Source organism: Methylovulum psychrotolerans (assembly GCF_002209385.1).
Classification (GTDB): Bacteria; Pseudomonadota; Gammaproteobacteria; order Methylococcales; family Methylomonadaceae; genus Methylovulum; species Methylovulum psychrotolerans.
The window spans coordinates 1,229,148-1,248,606 of sequence record NZ_CP022129.1; the positions used below are offsets into that span (position 1 = coordinate 1,229,148).

Below are 19,459 nucleotides of genomic sequence, written 5' to 3' on the forward strand. Positions count from 1 at the left end.
GTGCGGCAACAGTAAAAGCCCCCCCGGACTACGGCTAAACGTAAGCAGGCAGTGGGGCTATGGCATGACTACTTATACTTCAAACGGTCAAGTTTTCGATTTTAGGATTAACCCGTTCGGCTGTCTCCAGACAACCCCTGTGGCGGAGCTTGTCGAAGGGCTCACCACGAACGGATTACCCGAAAAATTGACCGTTCAGGGTATAGCTGATTTTGCAAGAAACTGTTTTTTTATACATAAATGGGCATAAGGTAAGCAATGAGCATAAGTGATCCTAAAATAAGAAGTCTATTTTTATCCTGTGACGGTTTTTTGAATGCCGCCGTAGTACAAAAAAAGCTAGTCAGTGAAGGCGGCGGTGTCGATTTATTAATTGATAACGAGTTCATCAAATCATTGGACGCTTCGGACGCACCCGAAGCCAAAGACCAGCCGTTGTTACTGAACATCAACCAAATCTGCGATGCTGGCTTTGAGCATCAGCCCGCTTACTGGGCCATCGACCCATCACACGCCAACCTAGCCAGCTTAGGTTGCGACCTGAACGAAAAATGGTCGCTGTACAACGGCCATACCCTCTATATCTATCAAAATGCCGGTATCGACAATAGCGTCGATCTGGTCTATATCGATCCGGTGGTCGGCGAATTTATCCCGATCGACGCTAACGGGCATTATCAACTGGGCGGCCATTTCGGCCTGCACCGTTGCTTGGCAAGCTATATTATTGAAGTCTATGACGCACAGTACAAAATCATCACCCGCCAAGAAACCAACATCCCCGAAGGCAAACTGGGCGGCAGGGACTTAGAAGGCTATATTAGCATTACCGAATATTTACAAGCCCCCAAAAAAGCCGCCTTTGTCCGCCTACTGGTACGCAAATTTCCAGCCAAATCCTTAGAAAAAGACAGCTTTCTGTTTTTTACCCAACCGGCGTTCACTTTGCTGGCTGGTGAAGACAAAACACCGTTAAAATGGGAAAAATCATTGATTAGCGTCGAAGGCTGGCAAACCTTACGCAAATGTGACCACACCCAACTGGCCTATATCCAGTTTCAATTACCAGAACACGCTTATGATGGCGAACAGCACACCATCATCCTGATCGACCGGAATAGCGGCTTACCTGCCCAAGGCTCGCCTAAGACGTTCAGCTATGCAACCGATGTCCACGGCAAGCTCGAACAACTCGAAGGCTCACGCGTCATCGGCTGGATTTCACAGCCTGATATGCGGGTCGAATTGTATGTCGACGGGCTGTTTGTCATAGACACCACCTCGGCAAAAGCCGATGACAACGCGCAAGTTTTCGGGTTTAACATCGCCTTGCCCGTACAGTTGTTGGATGGCCGCCCTCACCTTCTGGAAGTCAAAGCCCGGCCTTCGGGCAAACTGATCGGCGTACTGGCGGAAATCACCCCACCACAACTGACCCCTTGGGATGTGCTGCAAAAATATGCCGCCAAACCTCTACCCGCCAAACTATCCCCCGCCGCCGCCTACCGCTACGAGGCCATGCGTGCCTCCTTACTGGCCTTGTCTGCCGCAGCGGGCAATAAAGACGGTGAAGCGCTGGCGGCCTTAGTTGCGCACGTCACCTGCTTAGGTCGGCTGCATGAGCAACTGGTGGCGGGGTTTGACAAAATCCGCCACTTTGAACACCTCAGCTTTCCGGTAGTTGAAACACCCGATGTCAGCATCGTGGTGCCTGTCCACAACAAGTTTCCGGTCACTTATTATTGCTTAGTCGCCCTCTTGTTTGCGTACAACAAAGCCAGCTTCGAAGTGATTCTGGTCGATGACGGCTCCAGCGACGATACCGTGGATGTCCTGGATTATGTGGACGGCATCCAATACTTGCGCAACGAAACCTCGCAAGGCTTTATCCGTAGCTGTAACCGGGGCGCAAGTATCGCCAAAGGCCAGTATATCGTCATGCTCAACAACGATACCGAACCTACCGTGCATTGGTTGGATGAGTTGATCTTCACCTTTGAGAGTTTCGACAAAGTCGGCTTGGCAGGCTCTAAATTGCTGTATCCCGACGGTAAATTACAGGAAGCGGGCGGCATTGTCTGGAGCAGCGGCAACCCGTGGAATTACGGGCGCAGCGGTAATCCGCACGAACCCCGGTTTAGCTACACCCGCCAAGCCGATTATCTGTCCGGTGCGGCCATCATGTTGACTACCGCCTTATGGAAACAAGTCGGCGGCTTTAGCGAAGAGTATTGCCCTGCCTATTTTGAAGACACCGACCTGGCCTTTAAAGTCCGGGCGGCAGGCTATAAAACCCTGTTTGTCCCCCTGTCCATCGTCTATCACTTTGAAGGCATCAGCAGCGGCACCAGCGTCACTTCCGGTACGAAGCGCTATCAGGAAATCAACCGGCCTAAATTCAAGCAAAAATGGATCAATAGCTGCCGTTTCAACGGCGAAGAAGGCAAGCAGGTCGACCTGAACAAAGACCGTGGCATCAACCATCGCGCCCTAGTGATTGATTACCAAACCCCACGGCCTGACATTGATGCGGGCAGCTATGCCGCCATCCAAGAAATGCGCCTGTTGCAGTCATTGGGCTTTAAAGTCACCTTTATACCGGAAAACTTTGCCTATATGGGGGCATATACCGAGCTGTTACAACGGCTTGGCATTGAGGTCATCTACGCGCCGTTTGAATACAGCATGCAAACGTTTATGGAAAAGCGCGGCAGTGAATTTGATGTGGTTTACATAACCCGTTACTACGTCGCCAAAAACCAACTGCATTGGGTACGCCAATACGCGCCGACCGCGAAAGTCCTGTTCTGCAATGCCGACCTGCATTTCCTGCGCGAACTGCGCGAAGGCATCGAGCGCAACGACCAAGAACAGATTAACAAAGCCTGTGTTATCCGGGAGGATGAACTGTCGATTATGCGGCAAGTGGACGTGGTGTTATCCTACAACCCGATTGAACATGCCGTGGTGCTGTCGCATAACCTCAATAGCACCAAAATTGTCACCTGCCCTTGGGTCGTGGACATCAAAGACGACATTCCAGGTTTTGCCGACCGCCAAGACATCGCCTTTTTAGGCGGTTTCGGCCATCCGCCCAATAAAGCGGCGGTGTTGTTTTTCATCAGCCAAGTGATGCCAATCTTGCGCTACCAACTGCCCGATGCCAAATTCCGCATTTACGGCAGCAATGTACCGCCGGAACTGGAAAAACTGGCCTGCGACGATGTTATCGTCGAAGGTTACATCGAAGATGTTGCCGACATTTACAATACCTGTAAAGTCTTTGTCGCCCCGTTACTGACAGGTGCAGGCATTAAAGGTAAAGTGATCGACGGACTCGCGCATGGTACGCCGTCAGTGCTCAGCCCCATCGCCGCCGAAGGCACACCGCTACGCCACGGCCTGGAAGTCATGATCGCCGAAACGGCGCAGGACTGGGCAGATGCCGTCACTGAGCTGTATATTGACCAAAGCGTATGGGAAAAAACTTCCATTGCCGCGCGTGAATTTGCCGCCCGCCATTATTCTTTTGAAAATGGCCGCAAATTGATGCTAAAAGCCTTGGAAACCTGCGATGTCTTTGCCTCTACCGACAACCAAGCCTTAGCGGTCAACAAAACGCGGACTTCCTTGTAATAAACTTATCGCATTTCACTTGCAATACCTCTATAGTGACCTAGACTATTAATTTGACTATTGCCGTTATGTTACCCTGCTTATACTGAGTATAGGCAGGGTAACACACAGGTTACGCCGATGCCTCGTCTGAAGCTAACAGCCGACTGACCCCAAAATACTATTGGCTAACGCCGCTTAATTTAACGATTACAACGACCGATGACAAAACCGACCCTGCTGTTACATATTGGTACCGAAAAGACAGGCACAACGTCGATACAAGAGTTTTTAGCGCATAACCGCCGCCGTTTACAACAAGCGGGCATCTTGTATCCTAGTAGCCTAGGCGACAAAAATCATATCAAATTGGCCGCTTATGCCGAGCTGAGGCCATGGTCTTTCGGCAACAAAAATTTAGGAATTAATAGCGCGGAAAAACATGCCGAGTTTTGCTTAAGGTTAGAACAACACCTGAGCGATGAGCTTAAACGCCATGACTATCGCAGTGCCATTATATCTAACGAACATCTTCATTCGAATGTCACCAGCATCGGGCAAATCGAAACCATAAAAGCACTTTTGGAACGGTATTTTTCGGATATTAAAGTCTTGGTCTATTTCCGGCGGCAAGATTTAATGGCAGTGTCCCTGTATTCCACTGCCCTGCTGGTCGGCTTTACTCCCGCCCAGCATTTGGACGTGGGGGCCGCCCGCAACTACTATTACCGCTTCGATACCATTTATGATAATTGGGCGGAGGTATTTGGCAGCAACAACATCATTGTCAAGCCATTCGCGCGGGAAAAGCTCCTTGCTGGCAATGTGGTCTTGGATTTTTGTGCCACCGCAAAACTGACCCCTGAACTCGGTTTAGCCATGACCGAACGTAAAAATGAGTCGTTGTCGCTAGAAGCGGCCTGCCTGATCTTAGAACTGAATGAACGGATTAAAGACGGGCGGCTGGAGTTACCGGAACCGGCCGCCCGCAAGCGCAACCAATTAACACAAAAGATTACCGAATTGTTTAAAGGCGGAACCTATTATCCCAACCGTCAACTGGCTATGCGTTTTTTCCAGGCCTGCTCGGAAACCAACAACGCTTTACAGGAACGGATTGGTGTAGATTTGTTCAATGATGATTTTTCCATGTACCCCGAACAGGAGAACGTCGAGTTGTTTGCCGCTAAACGCCTATGGGCAAAAACCGCCTTAGACAGCTTTGATCTACATACGCCCGCCCCTTAACAGCCAAGCGTTTGCCGATACCCCGCGTAAAAAGCAATCCCGTTAAATAAAAACGCCATGTCCACCCTACACTGGACTGGCAGGTGTAGGAGGGACATGGCGTAATACGCTGCCCTATGCCTTATTAGCGGCAAATAAGAGCTTTATACCTAACGCGCCGTCAAAACGTCAACCGCAGCCCTACCCAACCGGCCCGGGGCGCACCCGGTGACATAAAGCGACCGTCATTAAATTTGCTCCCCAACACATCGGCGGCATTACCGTACATACCAAACGAACTGTAACGTTCATCGGCAATATTGTCCAACTTAGCAAACACGGTAACATGTGGGCTAACTTTATATTCCGTTGTGGCATTAAACAGCCAGTAACCTGCCAATGGCCGGGTGACATTCGCCTCATCACCGCGATAATATTGGCTGCCGCTATACAAACCATTTACGCCTATCGACCACTTCCGCCATAAATCCACCCCCACCGCCAATTTGAGTAAATGCTCAGGAATGCCCGGGATACGGTCGCCAGATTGTACGGCGATAATTTGCTCAGGGTTAAGCGGATTCTGTATACCAAAACCGTCGAGAAAAATGGCATTCAGATAGGTATAATTGGCCGAAAAATGCCAATCGTCAATACGGCCAAATAGCTGCGGATAAGTAATGTTACTGCCCATTTCCAAACCTTGCCGCAAGGTTTTACCGACATTGCTAAAATAGCCTTGATTATTGAAATTACTGGAAAAATCGCGGCGAAAAATAATGTCGTTCTCATTGGCGGTATGGAAATAGCCTAAATTCCATTGCCCGTCACCTTTCCCCAACAGCCCCTTTAAATGCCCTTTAAAGCCCCCTTCAAAGGTATTGGCGACCACCTGCTTTAACTCAGGGTCGCTGACAAACGAATTCGGTAACTTACAGGGGGCAGCCGGATCGGCACAGCTCAACTCCATCGGGGTCGGGGCGCGGGAGGATTCACTGTAACTGCCATATACCGTAACATTCGGCAAAGCTTGATAAGTCAAGCCCGCTGACGGGTTAAAGCGCTGGAAAATATGCTGGCCATTCAAGTTGCGGTCGGCATTGATATAACCGTCCGCCATCGCCAGATCAATATGGTTATAGCGCCCGGCAACCGTCGCCGTCAGCTTATCGGTAATGGATAAACTATCGGTGGCATAAAACCCCACCGTATCGCTATGAGTATGTAAGCGCACCCTCGATTCATCGACATAAATGCCGCTGCCGATAGTGCCACGGTCGGCGGTCAATTCGGCCAGTTCGGTATCCGAGCCAAAATGCACATCGGCATTGTCATAACTGGCCCCCACCGCCAAACTGTTTTCGTGCGCCCAGACATCGTGCGTAAACAACGCCTGCGCCGTACCGCCACGCGTATACATATTGGTATAGCTGACGTTATTGGTCGCCCCATCGACGCTCTCACTAAAATTGACCGTGTTGCCTTGGGTGTCCAACACCGGGTCGCCTTCACCAGTACATAACAACGCCGCGTTATCGGCACAAGCGCTATAATCGCTGCTGTCGCCATTAAACGAACGCATCCGGTTTTGCCGAAAATAGACATTACCCGTCAGCTCGACCGTGTCATTCAGCGCGTAATTGCCCGCCAATTCGGTAAAGAACAAGCGCGTGACCGTCTGGTCGGGATGGGTAAACACCGCATTGCGGTCTTGCGCCAACAACTGTACCGGCGCCGTGCCATTACCGCGCAAATCGTTATCATTGGCGGCGACCGTCAAATCCAAACCGCCCCTATCGCCATGCCAGCTTAACGTCCCTAAGGCCTGTTTCGCCGCCGACGGCGAAAAATCCCGCCAACCTTGCTCTTCAAAACTGCGCAAATCCAAGAAATAGCCCAGCTTACCGTTATTGCCGCCGCTGGTGATCTCCTCAACATGGCGGTCAAACGAGCCGCCGTAAACCTCAAGCTGATGGCCGGGCGCAGAAAATCCGGTCTTGGTTTTCATCACCACCGCCCCGCCCAACGTATTCAGGCCATAAACCGGATTGGAGCCGCCGTGTAGCGTAGTCGATTCAAGTGCTCCAGGCGGAATTAAATCCCAATTGACCGAATCGCCAAACGGCTCGTTAAAGCGCACCCCGTTGACATACACAGACAAGCCCTGCGGCAACCCCAGCAGCGGCGACGCGACAAAGCCGCGATAATAAATATCCGGCTGCAACGGGTTATTCTGCGCCTCGTTAATATGGACACTGCCTAAATAACGGTTAAGATACTCCGCCAACGACAGGCTTTGCGCCTGTTGCAATTGCGCCGAAGACACCGTCTGCACCGCCGCCGGGATTTTATCAACCGACACCCCGCCCACCGACTGCATGGGGGAGACCCCAACCACCTCGACAGCCTCCAAATCAACCGCCGCTTCCTCCGCCCTACCCCCGGCCGCCACAGCCAACAAACTCACGGCCCAAAAAACCTTCTTCATGTCTATCTTACTTCACAAAGCCTATAAAACCGCCATCTTAGCTAATCTGCCCGATAAACCCTAGCCACCCGCCACAAAAAGGAATTATTCCTGCTAACAGAGCGGCTTTTGCCAATAGCATGGCTGTTGAGTTGCTTTTAACCGCCATGACTGGCAGAATTCCGACACCCCTTCCGACACCCCCAACCATTATGCCCAACCAGACCTTGCCCCACTTCAGCAAACACCTGCGCACTGACTGTGCCCGCGACTTGCTCGCCCTCCTCGCAGGCGGCCTATACACCCTTGCCTTCGCACCTTTTAACTACGCCGTTCTAGCCCCCATCGCCCTGCTCCTGCTGTTTTCCGGCTGGCGGCACGCCACACCGCTACGCGCCCTACGGCGCGGCTACCTGTTCGGCTTGGCCGCATTTGGCATCGGCGTGTCATGGGTTTATGTCAGCATCCACGATTACGGCCATGCCGGATTGTTCAGTGCAGCGGCATTAACGACCCTGTTCTTTAGCTTTTGGGCACTGTTTCCTGCCTTGGCGGGCTGGTTGACGGTACAGTGCCGCGCCAGCCATAGCATTCTGGGTGTGGCATTAATTTGGGCATTACTGGAATACTTCCGTGGCGTACTGCTGCTGAACGGTTTTCCGTGGCTACTGGGGGCATATTCGCAACTGCACAGCCCCTTAGCGGGCTACATTCCCCTGATTGGGGCTTATGGCACGGGTTTTTTGCTCGCCTTGTCCGCCGCCCTCGCCGTTGCCGTACTGCACCACAACAAACGCCGTTACTGGCTAGGCGGCCTACTGGCACTGATCTGGATCGCAGGGGCAGGGCTACGCCACATCACTTGGACGACCCCTATCGGCAAAGACCTGCAAGTGGCCTTAATCCAAGGCAATATCAGCCAAGACCAAAAATGGTTGCCGGACAACCAAATGAACACCTTGATGCTGTATAAAAACCTCACCGCCGAACACTGGGGCGCAGATGTTATCGTCTGGCCGGAAACCGCCATCCCCGCCTACTTATCCGAAGTCGAAGGCTTTTACCTCACGCCCCTACAAGCCGAAGCCCTCCAGCACCACACCGATTTAATCGTCAGCCTACCCGCCGAAGGCGACACCGACACAATCATGTATAACGCGGTACTGACCCTAGGCCAACACCCCGGCCAATACAATAAAAATCACCTACTGCCCTTTGGCGAATACATGCCCTGGCAACCCTTATCCGGCTATATCCTCAATAAACTCGACATCCGGCTAGGTGACTTTACCCCCGGCGGCGACCAACAACCCCTATTACAAGCGGGCGGCTACCCTTTCATCACCTCGATATGCTATGAAGATGCCTTCGGCGACGCCAACATCAACGGCCTGCCCCAAGCCGCCTATCTGGTCAACGTCACCAATGATGCCTGGTTCGGTGACTCTATGGAACCGCACCAACACCTGCAAATCGCGCAAATGCGGGCATTAGAAACTGGCCGCTTTATGCTCCGCGCCACCAACACCGGCCTGACCGCCGTGATTGCCCCCGACGGCAACATCAGCGCCAGCGCCGTACCATTTACCACTACCGTGCTAAAAGCCAACATCACCCCAATGGGCGGTATGACCCCCTACGCCCGAATCGGCGACCAGCCTATAGTGCTGGTATTGCTGGGAATTTTTTTAGCGTGGTGGGGGTGTCAGGTGAATGCGGGGTATAAGCGCGGTAAAATAAGTTAATACAACACAATTAACGGCTATTTTTAGAATGCGCGACTGGAGCCTAATGCAAAAAGCCCTTTCTCCAGACATTGTTGCAAGGTCTGGAGAAAGGGCTTAAGCAAGGCAACTGCCCCACATCATCAATGCACATGAAGGCAGTCGTTTTGAGTAAGAAGCCATCGTAACTGTCGTTGAACTTGGTCTGGGGTAATATCGGTCAGCGTCGCTTTTTATAGCCATTAAACCTTCTCTGAAGTCCGTCATCGTCCATCGGGTCGTGGGTATTGTATAAATCGCAACTTAATAGTAACTTATATATTTCCTTATGATGCTCCAATACATAGGTGTAGTTTTTTCTAAACTCACTTCCGGCCTCAAAGGCGATGCCTTTTGAAACCCCATACACGCCCGATATGCCATCGAGCGGCAGTGATTTTATATTTTTGACACAAGTAGCAAGCGCATTTGGCAAATCAACCCTATCATATAGTTTTGGAAACAACCCGTAAGATGATAAGACAAAGGGGCCGTCTATATTGTCAACACCCGCCCCAGAAGCTAAAAGAGCATCTACAAGTAATTTGTATTTTGGGCATGAGTTAACATCTATTGATCCATGGATGTATATAAAAACATAGTATATATCAATATTTAGCAAGGTGTTTTTTTGGCTCGGAATGCCATAGCAACGTTCCAACTCCTTCAGATTGTCCAACCTAAAGGTTTTTCTTTTGAAAGGCCACATAGCATATCCCTCTCATAATCTGTGCTATTACCTTTAGAATCGGCAAGCAGTGTCATTAAGCCGTCCGTTGTGTAGACCCTGTTCAGCCATAGGTGCATTCGTATTGGTTATCAGGATTACGTCAAGTTAGGGGTTATGCCTGAGAAATATATAACAATTGCTTTTGTGGATCATCATATTCCACATAAAAAGTAATCAAATATTCATCCCCATCTCTGGCAAAAATAAACAAAACTTGATCACTCGGTGAGACCACAATTTGCTTACCCATAAAGTTATCCAGTATTTTATTCCAATCCCATACTATTCTAGTACCACAGGGAAGCTCTAAATAAATATCCTGTTCTCCTGAAAGAACATCAATCCTCGGTTTATCTGGCACAACATCAAAATTTACTGCGTTTTGACCAGGTGCAATCACTGCATATAGATCATTAGCAAAAAATAAAACCAATGTACTTCCATTGAATTGATAGCCCTTTAAAATTTTACCATTTATCAAATCCAGCTTAACTTTATATAAATTTTCTCTTTGTTTAGCAGCAGCGACTGCTTCAGACATTGAATTATATTCATTGTCACAAATGCCTTGTGTTACCCGAATAATCTTATCCATACCACACCTTTAACCATATTCCACACGAGACAGAAACCAAAGGGACAAATTTACCAATACTTATCGTTTTTTGAGGTTCTATGACCCTATTTCCATCTGCCTGTTTTCGGATTTCTCAATGCCGATTGCCATTCACCGTTAGAATCCACACCAGTCCATTTTTCAGTGTAGCCCTGGTCGCGTATGTCAATATTTTTTGTTTTACCTTCGTACTCAACTTCATCTAATAGGATTACCGAACCAACAGCCGCCTCAAATGAATCTTCATCCCTTTACAGTTGCAGCGTATTACCTGATAAATTTATCAATCAATGCCTGCTCAATCCGAACCCCATTAATTTCCCAAACACGCCCTTCTTTACAGGATCTAGCCTGTAAATTTAAGTTTTTGAACAACAGCTCATCCCCAAATATTTCCCCAAACCCTTCATGGGAACACACATAGCACAAAATAGTCGATTTATTCATTATAATTAAATCCTCCCATTTTTTGCCGCCATACCAGAAAATACAGGTGCTTTTAATGAATGCAAACCCATAAGGTGGATTACCTTAGGGCAAATTCGCCTTATGGGTTTACGGTATGCGCCTTACCACGTTGTGCGAATCAACCTATCGAATTAGGAATTAGCGCAGAGTGTTTATATAAAAAGCTTCTTACTTGTTCAGATTGTGTATTGAAATCAATGCTGTTAATTTCATCAATTTTAATTGTAGAAAGTCCGTCATCTTCCCCAAACTCATTGACTAAACGGACGCTAATCAATTCCGAATCTAACTTTTCGACAATTCCTACCAATGAATCATCAGGATCATTTCCCCAAATAACGATTACAACTGAATCCTCTAAAGATTGCTTTAAGGCATCCTCAAAAAGATTACCTGATGATATTTTGTTAGGGTATATTTCGTTGAATACCTTGCCTTGTTTTTTGTTTAACAGTTCAATTTTTTTTTCATATTTTCCATCATATTCAATTTTAACAATATCCGATAATAACCTTATTTCAAATCCGGCATTTTCACCATACTTCGAAAGAGTGCGCAACCGAACATGTTCATTTGTAATTGAATCTACATATCCAACAGAATATTGCCCCCAATCGTTAGCATTAACATACGCCGACACAATAATATTATGTATTTTTGCGTATTCTAAAATTTGTTTAAACGGCATCAATTTTAACCCCAATAGAAAAATAAAAAATTTTCTAGATCACCCTTTCCCAGTCCAGCGTTCGGCTATGTATTTGAACAAATAGCTTCGTCAATATTTGTTAATTGACTCAAAAATTCCTTATTTTCAACACCGTTAATTCTAGGGATGGCCATATAAACAACAGGTTTACTTAAATTATTTATTTCATATGGATCAACAATATCATTATTGATATAAACAGATATTGACTCTATTTTCTTTGTATCATTATTGTATAAACCGGACGCATAATACTCAGTGCCTTTTATTTTTAACAGAACCAGAGGCGGTGCGACGTGATCGATTGGCACTTCAACAGAGTTGAGTATTGGGCGCATTGCGGTTTCATCTCCTCCATCAGGTACGCCCTCCGCATCAACTTGGATACACCATACCCACACAGGATATTTAATGATGTCGTGAAAAGTTATATCACTTATGAGTTTCCAAGAACCATACTCTTCAAAAATATTTTTTTTCATCTTAGGAAAATCATGATGTTGATCCAACCCAAAAGGATCAATAAAATTAACCGGATTCCCCAACACATACCCATAAAGGTTACCCTCCCAAACCCAATCGGGTCTTTCGCCGTCCAGCGTCCGGTTTCGGCATCATAATCCCTTGCGCCGAAGCGGACAAGTTTGGTGCGCCGGTCGTACAGGCCGCCCGCGTAGCCAAAGGGCCGGAAGCCAACCCGCAGTAAAGTGCCTGTGAAGCCGTGCCGGATTACCTTAGAGTGAATCCGCCTTATACGGGTTATTTGTGGCACAAATCCTTAACTATTTCTTGGGGACTCCCTATGCAATGCCATTGTAGTTCGCCGTGTACGAATTCAGGTATAAGTGCAATAGTTATCTGGTTCGGATAATTGACACCGATTAACACACCTTGGTCAGACGCTAAATAGGTGAAATCAGATGATACCGATGTTGGTATATGCACTTTCATCGCTTGACAGGCAACAATTGGCAAGTGTTGCCCGCGCCAGCATTTATTAGCTGCTTCGCTTGCTGCCCCCAAGGTTTGCATGATCTCCATCAAGGATACTTTTGATTTGGGCAACGTGTCACTGCGAAGCCCTATCCATAAAACCATAAGTAAAAAACAAAACATACACAAAATTACTAGCAACAATGAGTATTTTATTTTCATTATTCAACTAAATTAATTACAAAGGACACGATTTGCTTCGTCTACGCCAGAACTCTTCCACAACATTTTTAGCAATAATTTCAGCAAGTTTATCCAACGGGTCATATAATTCACCATGAGTTAACATTTTCTCAAAAGTGCTTTGCTGAACATGTAGCTATTCATGTGCGATTGTTTGAATAAATTGCTCTGCTAAAGGATCATAAACTGGAGTTTCACCTTTGCCGTAGATATTTGCATTGATTTGAATATTATTTTGAATATCAGTGTACCCTTGACAGGCACAACAAGCTTCAGGAAATAATCATACTTTGTAGTTCATTTAGTAAATTTGGATGCCCTGAAACCAAGGCTAATAAACTTTTAATGCCGCCACCAGCGGCAAATAGAAAGTATTCACAACCTTCAACTTCGTCTAAATCATATGTGGTAACAACGTCAAACGCCCTGTTGTCTTCTATAATGTTATCAATTTCATCATGAAGAAACTCTGATTCTAATCCTACACAACAGAATTCAATACAACCCATTTTTAAAAGTGTAACGATAAGTTTTTCAGCTTCCAAACATTCGGTTTTATTTGCAGCAGGTAAAAGCACAGCAAACGGAGAAGATATATTTATATTAATCAGCAGCCCATCATTTAACGAAGCAAAACAAAGGACACGCGTTCCAAAATTAAAGCATTTATTTTCCATTCGTAAGTTTATCAATGTTATTCTTAAATGTTTGAATTTCTTTTTCTAGATGGTTTATTCGAGCTTGTTGAGCAGCTTCAATTACTTCTTGTGGCTGCCCTTCCATTCCTGGCCTAACAGTTGGATTTGCCTTAAAGTCATTTAATTTTTGCTCATGCTCTGCAATCCGTTTTTCAAGCGAACGGATACCTTTTTCAGCTTGTTTTCCTAAGGTTTTGCAGTCGGGCCCAACAGCTTCGCCAGCCTCAAGTGAATCATAATCTTCATTACCTTCATCTTCGTGAGTCGCATTATAGATTATCACGCCTAGCGGTAATCCAGTTGTTTCTGTAATGGCATCATTGATAGCGTTGCCAACAGCCCACCCGACATTCCACCCACTCCTTGCAGCCCAAACAGCGTTTTTTCCTTTCGGATCAAGCGCATTCACAGGATCCCCGACCACATACCCATAAAGGTTACTGTCCCCGCCGCCAAACCCAATCGGGTCTTTCGCCGTCCAGCGTCCGGTTTCGGCATCATAATCCCTTGCGCCGAAGCGGACAAGTTTGGTGTGGCGGTCGTACAGGCCGCCCGCGTAGCCGAAGGGCTGGAAGCCGGGGTTGGTGTCTTGGGTGATGTTGCCCCAGACATCGTAGTCGATGCGCTGGGCGACGCTGCCGTTAGCGGTGTTGATGACCAAACGCGGGCTGCCGAGGTGGTCACTGATGATGCGGTAGGTGGCGCCATTTTTGGTCAGGTAGTCCGGCACGTTGGCTTTGCTGGCGTAGACGAAGCGGCTGACTATTTGGTTGTTGCCGTCCAGTTCGGCGATGGGGTTGAGTTGGTTTTGGTAGAGGAAACTCTGCACCAACACGCCGTTGACGGTTTTGCCGATGCGGCGTAAGCGTGCGTCCCTACCACGTTGCCTTTTCAGGTAAAGTTTGTTTAATCGCCGTTATTTGTTCGGGGGTCAAAGGCAACAATTCATCAATGCGGCTATTCGGCCACACGGGCAGTTTTTCTAATGACCCCCACCCCAAAAACTATCGCTTAACGGCAACGGGTAAATAAGTTAAATTAGCGGCTATGGCGGCTAGGTTAAGCCTTTTGTCCGCCCACGCCTCTTGTGATTCCGTCAGAAATTAACAAGCCCAGATCAAACCAATGGATTAACCTGTGCAAAGAAAACCACCTGAAATTGTCGCTGCTGTAGACCTAGGGTCTAACAGCTTCCACATGATTGTTTGCAGCTTAAGCAATGGCAAACTGATCACTTTAGACCAATTGAAAGAAATGGTCAGGCTGGCCTCGGGGCTGGACAAAAATAACATCTTAGATGCCGACACCCAACAACGGGCTTTGGCCTGTTTGGAACGCTTCGGGCAACGCATCCGCAACTTTCCGCCGGAAAGTGTGCGCATTGTCGGCACCAACACGCTGCGGGCGGCCAAAAATGCCCCGCAATTCCTCGCTAAGGCCGAACAAGCCTTAAGCCACCCCATCCATATCATTTCGGGTATTGAAGAAGCACGGCTGATTTATCAGGGCGTGGCGTTCAGTTTAGGGTCGCAAGGTAATGTCCGGTTGGTGATGGACATTGGTGGCGGCAGTACCGAATATATTATCGGCAGCGGTGCAAACCCGCTGAGCAAAGAAAGCCTGCACATGGGCTGCGTGTCGCTAAGCAATTGGTTTTTTCCGGACGGCAAACTGTCAAAAGCCGCTTTCGACAAAGCCGTGCTTTTCGCCGAACAGCAACTGGAGCCTATCGAAACCCGCTTCCAACCTTGCCATTGGCATGAAGCCATCGGCGCGTCAGGCACCTTAAAGTCACTTGCCAAAGTGCTACAGGCAAAAAACTGGAGCAACAACGGCATTACCCGTGCCGGATTGGAATTGCTGGCCGAGCATTTATGCCAATGCACCCATATCAGCGAACTCAACTTGCCGGATATCGATGACGAACGCCTGCCAGTCTTTCCGGGCGGCTTAGCGATTGCCTACGCCACCTTCAAAAGCCTGAACATCGAACAGATGACCATTTCCGAAGGGGCGTTGCGGGAAGGCTTGATCCAAGACATGTTAGGGCGGATTTACGACCAGGACATCCGCGCCGCGACCACACAGAACATCGCCGAACGCTACCATACCGACCGCCAACATGCGCTACGGATTAAGCAGACGGTTAAGTACATCCTCGACAACGTCACATCGGGTAAAAACGCCGCCACTGCGCAACAAGCGTTTATCACCGATGAAAACGGCCACCAGTTTTTGGATTGGGCCGCCGATCTGCACGAAATCGGCCAGGACATCGCCCACAGCCAATACCATAAACACAGCGCTTACGTTATCGAAAACGGCGATTTAGCGGGTTTTTCCAAGCAAGACCAAACAGTCTTGGCGGCCATTATCCGCTCGCATAGGCGCAAATTTTCCTTTGCCCGCTTCCTCAACCTGCCCACCCCGTGGAACGAATATGCCCCGTATCTGACCCTGATTTTAAGGCTTGCCGTGCTGTTGCGGCGCAACCGTCATGACGAAGACTTGCCGCCGTTTAAAATCAATCTGGGCAAAAATAAAATGTCCCTGAAATTCCCTAGCGGCTGGTTGGCGCAAGCGCCGCTGACCCATGCCGACTTGGCGCAGGAAGCAGACTATTTAAAAGACGCGGGCTTCACCCTGACGTTTTCCTGACCGACATGATAAAACACCTATTGCGCTTACCGCTGTACTGCCTGGGCACGCTGCTGGCAATAGGTGTGATTATTATCCTGTTCGGGGTCAGCGACCACCCCGATGTACAATTGGGCTGGACACTAGGCCATGAAGACATACTCCGCGCCCGCAAAATCCTCCGTGAAGGCTCAAAAACCAGCCCCGACGAAATCGGCACCTTAGTCCTGTCAAAAGAAGACCTCAACCTCGCCGCTAATTACCTGCTGAACCGCTACAGCAAAAGCGCGGTAGAAATTTCCTTAAAAGCCAACAAGCTAAAATTTATCGTCACAGCCACCTTGCCGGAAAACCCGCTGGGCAAATACCTTAACATTACGATCAGGTTGGGTAATGCCGACGACGGCCCCTTGCCCACCGTCACCAAATTTAAGGCGGGAAAACTGCTGCTGCCCTCCAGCATTGCCGCCTATCTGATTGATTACGGCATCCGCCATTCAGCCTTAAACGCCTATTTTCTCCTCGCCACGCGCCAGATCCAGACGGTAAAAATTGACCCGGACAAAATCACCGTCACTTATTTTTCTGACCTCAAGACCCTCATCCAATCGCGGCAACTGCTCTCCCCAGAAGCCAGTACCAGCGCGTTTAACGATTACCAGAAAAAGCTCGGCGAAATTGTCGCCGGACACGACCCGAAATGGCGGCTGTCTTTTGCCGATTTGCTCAAGCCTTTATTTACCCTCGCCTACCAGCGCTCTGACCTGAACAACGCCATTGACGAAAACAAGCTCGCGATCATCGCCCTGAACGACTATATCAACAAACAAGAGACCCACCGCTTCCTGACCTCAGCCAACGCCAGCACCCCTTATTACGCGGCATTTATGTACAAACGTAGCGATCTGGCGCAACATTTCATCGGCTCGGCGACCCTGACCGCCTCCATGAACGGGCAAGTCTCTAAAGTTGTCGGCGAAGAAAAGGAACTGAGCGATGCCGACGGCGGTAGCGGCTTTAGCTTTGTCGACTTGGCGGCGGATAAGGCCGGCACCCGTTTCGGCGAACTCGCCACCGCCTCACCGGAACAAGCCCGCAAATTCCAAAAAGCCCTATCGGAAATCAAGGGCTACAATGACATCATGCCCGACCCCACCGATTTGCCGGAACACATGAACGAAAGCGAATTTAAATCCCGTTACGGTTCGACCAGCAGCCCCGCCTACCAACGCCTATCACAAGAAATTGACGAACGCATCGCGGCAATCCCGCTGTATAAACAAGATTAAGCCGCCAAACCAGCGGCTGATGCCGCCAGTTTGGGCTAACAGACCGAAAAAGCGTTAAAAAAGCCCCGCCAATATCTGTCAGCACTGGATTTATCGCTTATTTTTATTATTTATTTTCAATAACATAAAAACTCATTAGCTATTTTGTGGCCTATTCACAGTTTGGGCGGTAATAGTTAATTTCCTCAGTGGCGTAATTTTTATATAGTCGGCAGCTTCGCATCGTGCGGCGCAAACAAACCCAGGAGCCACTATGTATACATCGCTTTTTTCAGCCGAAGTCCAAGCCGTATTTGACCAAGCCTGCCGCGCTTCAGGGCAAACTAACGGGCCATTCCCGTCACCTGCCGACTGGCGCGACCACAGCATTTATTTTTTGCTGGTTGACCGTTTTAACAACCCGTCCGCCCCACCTGCCCATTCCCCTTACGACGACCCCCATTATGACCGCTTCCAAGGCGGCACGTTTAGGGGCATCCGCCAACGCCTCGACTACATCAAAAATTTGGGTGTGGGGGCGATTTGGTTAAGCCCGGTACTGAAAAACCTGCCTTTTTCCGATACCACCTAGCATGGCTACGGTATCCACGATTTTCTCCGCGCCGAACCCCGCTTTGCCGACAATCCGAACCAAGCCGACGACGAATTACGCGCCCTAGTCGATGCCGCACACCAAGCGGGGCTGTATGTCATTTTCGATATTGTCCTTAACCATACCGGCAACGTCTTCGCCTATAACGGCAACACCACCGCCCCGTATTCCGATATCCCTTTGCCTATCCAATGGCGCGATGCCGAAGGCATACCCCAAGCCAATTACAGCGATGTCGCCAGCATCGCCAACCCATCGGCTGATGCGTTTGTTTGGCCTACGGAACTGCAAAACAACGCTTATTTCCGTCGGCAAGGCGGCCCCGACCCGAAGGGGCCGGATACCCTAGGGGATTTTTCCGCACTCAAGCAACTGATGACCGACAACTCTGAGCTACAAAACTATTTAATCCGCGCCTATCAATATGTCATCGCCCGTTATGACATAGACGGCTTTAGGATAGACACCTTACGCTACCTGCCTGCCGATTTCGCCCTGACGTTCGGCAATGCCGTGCGCGAGTTTGCCCTGGCCATCGGTAAGAAAAATTTCTTTACCTTTGGCGAAGTGTGGGACGGTAACGCCGAAAACGATATCGCCCGCTTTATTGGCCGCAACACGAAAATGGGCAACGATGCCAACAGCCTGATAGGTGTCGATGCCGCGCTAGATTATCCGCTGTTCAATACCCTTAAACCCGTTATCAAAGGCAGTCAAGCACCCAGCACTGTCACGGCGATGTACCAATGGCGCAAACAAAGCGAGCAATTTATCTTAAGCTCCCACGGCGATGCCACCCGCTATTTCGTCACCTTCCTCGACAACCACGATGTGAAAGAACGCCTACGCTACGCCAACCCCAACAACCCCGACCGCTATAATGACCAAGCCACCCTAGGCTTAGCCTGTCTCTACGCGCTGCCGGGTATCCCCTGCGTTTATTACGGCACCGAGCAAGGTTTGCACGGGGTAGGCTCTGATGCCGCCGTCCGCGAAGCCTTATGGGGGATCGCCCCGCAATTTCCGCAAAACGGCTTGTTTTACACCGAGCTGAAAAAATTGGCGGCAGTACGCGCCAGCTTGCCCGCCCTACGCTATGGCCGCTTTTATTTCCGGCCCATTTCCGGGGATGGGAAAAACTTTGCGGTGTCGGCATTACCGAATGGGGTATTGGCTTGGTCACGTATCCTTAACGACCGGGAAATCCTTGTTATCGCTAACACCAGCACCACCCAAACGGTTAACGTCTATGCCATTGTCGATATGTCGCTGAGCAGAACCGGCGACCAGATGACAGTTTGCTACAGCAATAAACCGCACCCCCAAGCGCCCAACCCTGTCGCCCGCTTCGGGGCAGTGACAGTCTCGGAAGTGGACGGCCCGACAGGCAAAGGCCCGATTAATGCGGTGCGGGTAACTTTACAAGCGATGGAAATACAGATTTTGCGGATATGATAAAACGGAGCTAGCCA

Annotated in this window: 15 protein-coding genes and 2 pseudogenes; 6 read left to right on the forward strand and 11 right to left on the reverse strand. The window is 49.1% G+C overall.

The annotated features are described in order from the left end of the window. Positions 1–258 precede the first annotated feature (258 nt). Together CEK71_RS05570 and CEK71_RS05575 are read left to right on the forward strand one after the other, a co-directional pair. A complete protein-coding gene (locus tag CEK71_RS05570) occupies positions 259–3,636 on the forward strand; it encodes a glycosyltransferase (protein ID WP_088618457.1) in 3,378 nt (1,125 codons plus the stop codon). A gap of 201 nt (positions 3,637–3,837) precedes the next feature. After that, a complete protein-coding gene (locus CEK71_RS05575; RefSeq protein WP_088618458.1) occupies positions 3,838–4,863 on the forward strand; it encodes a hypothetical protein in 1,026 nt (341 codons plus the stop codon). Between the two features lie 160 nt (positions 4,864–5,023). On the opposite strand, the gene CEK71_RS05580 is transcribed toward CEK71_RS05575, so the two are convergent. Next, positions 5,024–7,330, reverse strand: a complete 2,307-nt coding sequence (locus CEK71_RS05580) for a TonB-dependent receptor (RefSeq protein ID WP_088618459.1) — start codon at positions 7,328–7,330, stop codon at positions 5,024–5,026. Positions 7,331–7,449: 119 nt separating this feature from the next. Here CEK71_RS05580 and lnt point away from each other — a divergent pair, with 119 nt between their 5' ends. After that, positions 7,450–9,054 (forward strand): apolipoprotein N-acyltransferase, encoded by a 1,605-nt coding sequence (gene lnt / locus CEK71_RS05585; RefSeq protein WP_232463771.1) that lies wholly within the window; start codon positions 7,450–7,452, stop codon positions 9,052–9,054. Positions 9,055–9,253: 199 nt separating this feature from the next. Here the strand turns inward: lnt and CEK71_RS05590 are convergent, their stop codons facing one another. From CEK71_RS05590 to CEK71_RS24280, 10 genes and pseudogenes are all read right to left on the reverse strand, one after another. Continuing rightward, entirely contained in the window at positions 9,254–9,781 is a 528-nt protein-coding gene (locus CEK71_RS05590) for a hypothetical protein (RefSeq protein WP_088618461.1), read from the reverse strand. Positions 9,782–9,914: 133 nt separating this feature from the next. Then, positions 9,915–10,397 (reverse strand): hypothetical protein, encoded by a 483-nt coding sequence (locus tag CEK71_RS05595; protein WP_088618462.1) that lies wholly within the window; start codon positions 10,395–10,397, stop codon positions 9,915–9,917. A 288-nt stretch (positions 10,398–10,685) separates the two neighbouring features. Beyond that, positions 10,686–10,865, reverse strand: coding sequence for a hypothetical protein (locus tag CEK71_RS05600; RefSeq protein ID WP_088618463.1), 180 nt, complete (start codon positions 10,863–10,865; stop codon positions 10,686–10,688). 139 nt (positions 10,866–11,004) lie between these two features. Beyond that, positions 11,005–11,574 (reverse strand): hypothetical protein, encoded by a 570-nt coding sequence (locus CEK71_RS05605; RefSeq protein WP_088618464.1) that lies wholly within the window; start codon positions 11,572–11,574, stop codon positions 11,005–11,007. Positions 11,575–11,639: 65 nt separating this feature from the next. Then, positions 11,640–12,077, reverse strand: a complete 438-nt coding sequence (locus CEK71_RS23095) for a hypothetical protein (RefSeq protein ID WP_198328469.1) — start codon at positions 12,075–12,077, stop codon at positions 11,640–11,642. Further along, on the reverse strand, positions 12,074–12,367 hold the full coding sequence (locus CEK71_RS24115; protein ID WP_198328470.1) for an RHS repeat-associated core domain-containing protein: 294 nt from the start codon (positions 12,365–12,367) through the stop codon (positions 12,074–12,076). The genes CEK71_RS23095 and CEK71_RS24115 overlap by 4 nt, the downstream gene beginning before the upstream one ends. Beyond that, a complete protein-coding gene (locus CEK71_RS05615) occupies positions 12,355–12,750 on the reverse strand; it encodes a hypothetical protein (RefSeq protein WP_088618465.1) in 396 nt (131 codons plus the stop codon). The genes CEK71_RS24115 and CEK71_RS05615 overlap by 13 nt, the downstream gene beginning before the upstream one ends. A gap of 293 nt (positions 12,751–13,043) precedes the next feature. Next, positions 13,044–13,448, reverse strand: coding sequence for a hypothetical protein (locus CEK71_RS05620; RefSeq protein ID WP_088618466.1), 405 nt, complete (start codon positions 13,446–13,448; stop codon positions 13,044–13,046). After that, positions 13,438–13,878 carry a hypothetical protein gene (locus tag CEK71_RS23510; protein ID WP_232463855.1) on the reverse strand — a complete coding sequence of 147 codons (441 nt, stop codon included), beginning with the start codon at positions 13,876–13,878 and terminating at the stop codon, positions 13,438–13,440. The genes CEK71_RS05620 and CEK71_RS23510 overlap by 11 nt, the downstream gene beginning before the upstream one ends. Positions 13,879–13,914: 36 nt before the next feature. Further along, positions 13,915–14,304, reverse strand: a pseudogene (locus CEK71_RS24280) (RHS repeat-associated core domain-containing protein); the annotation flags it as partial. A 302-nt stretch (positions 14,305–14,606) separates the two neighbouring features. Here CEK71_RS24280 and ppx point away from each other — a divergent pair. The 3 genes and pseudogenes from ppx to CEK71_RS05640 all read left to right on the forward strand — a co-directional run bounded on the left by ppx (position 14,607) and on the right by CEK71_RS05640 (position 19,442). After that, complete coding sequence (gene ppx, locus CEK71_RS05630; protein WP_088618468.1) at positions 14,607–16,127, forward strand: exopolyphosphatase; 1,521 nt, start codon at positions 14,607–14,609, stop codon at positions 16,125–16,127. Between the two features lie 5 nt (positions 16,128–16,132). Continuing rightward, positions 16,133–17,395, forward strand: a complete 1,263-nt coding sequence (locus CEK71_RS05635; protein WP_088618469.1) for a hypothetical protein — start codon at positions 16,133–16,135, stop codon at positions 17,393–17,395. A 253-nt stretch (positions 17,396–17,648) separates the two neighbouring features. After that, a pseudogene (locus tag CEK71_RS05640) lies at positions 17,649–19,442 on the forward strand (alpha-amylase family glycosyl hydrolase). Positions 19,443–19,459 lie beyond the last annotated feature (17 nt).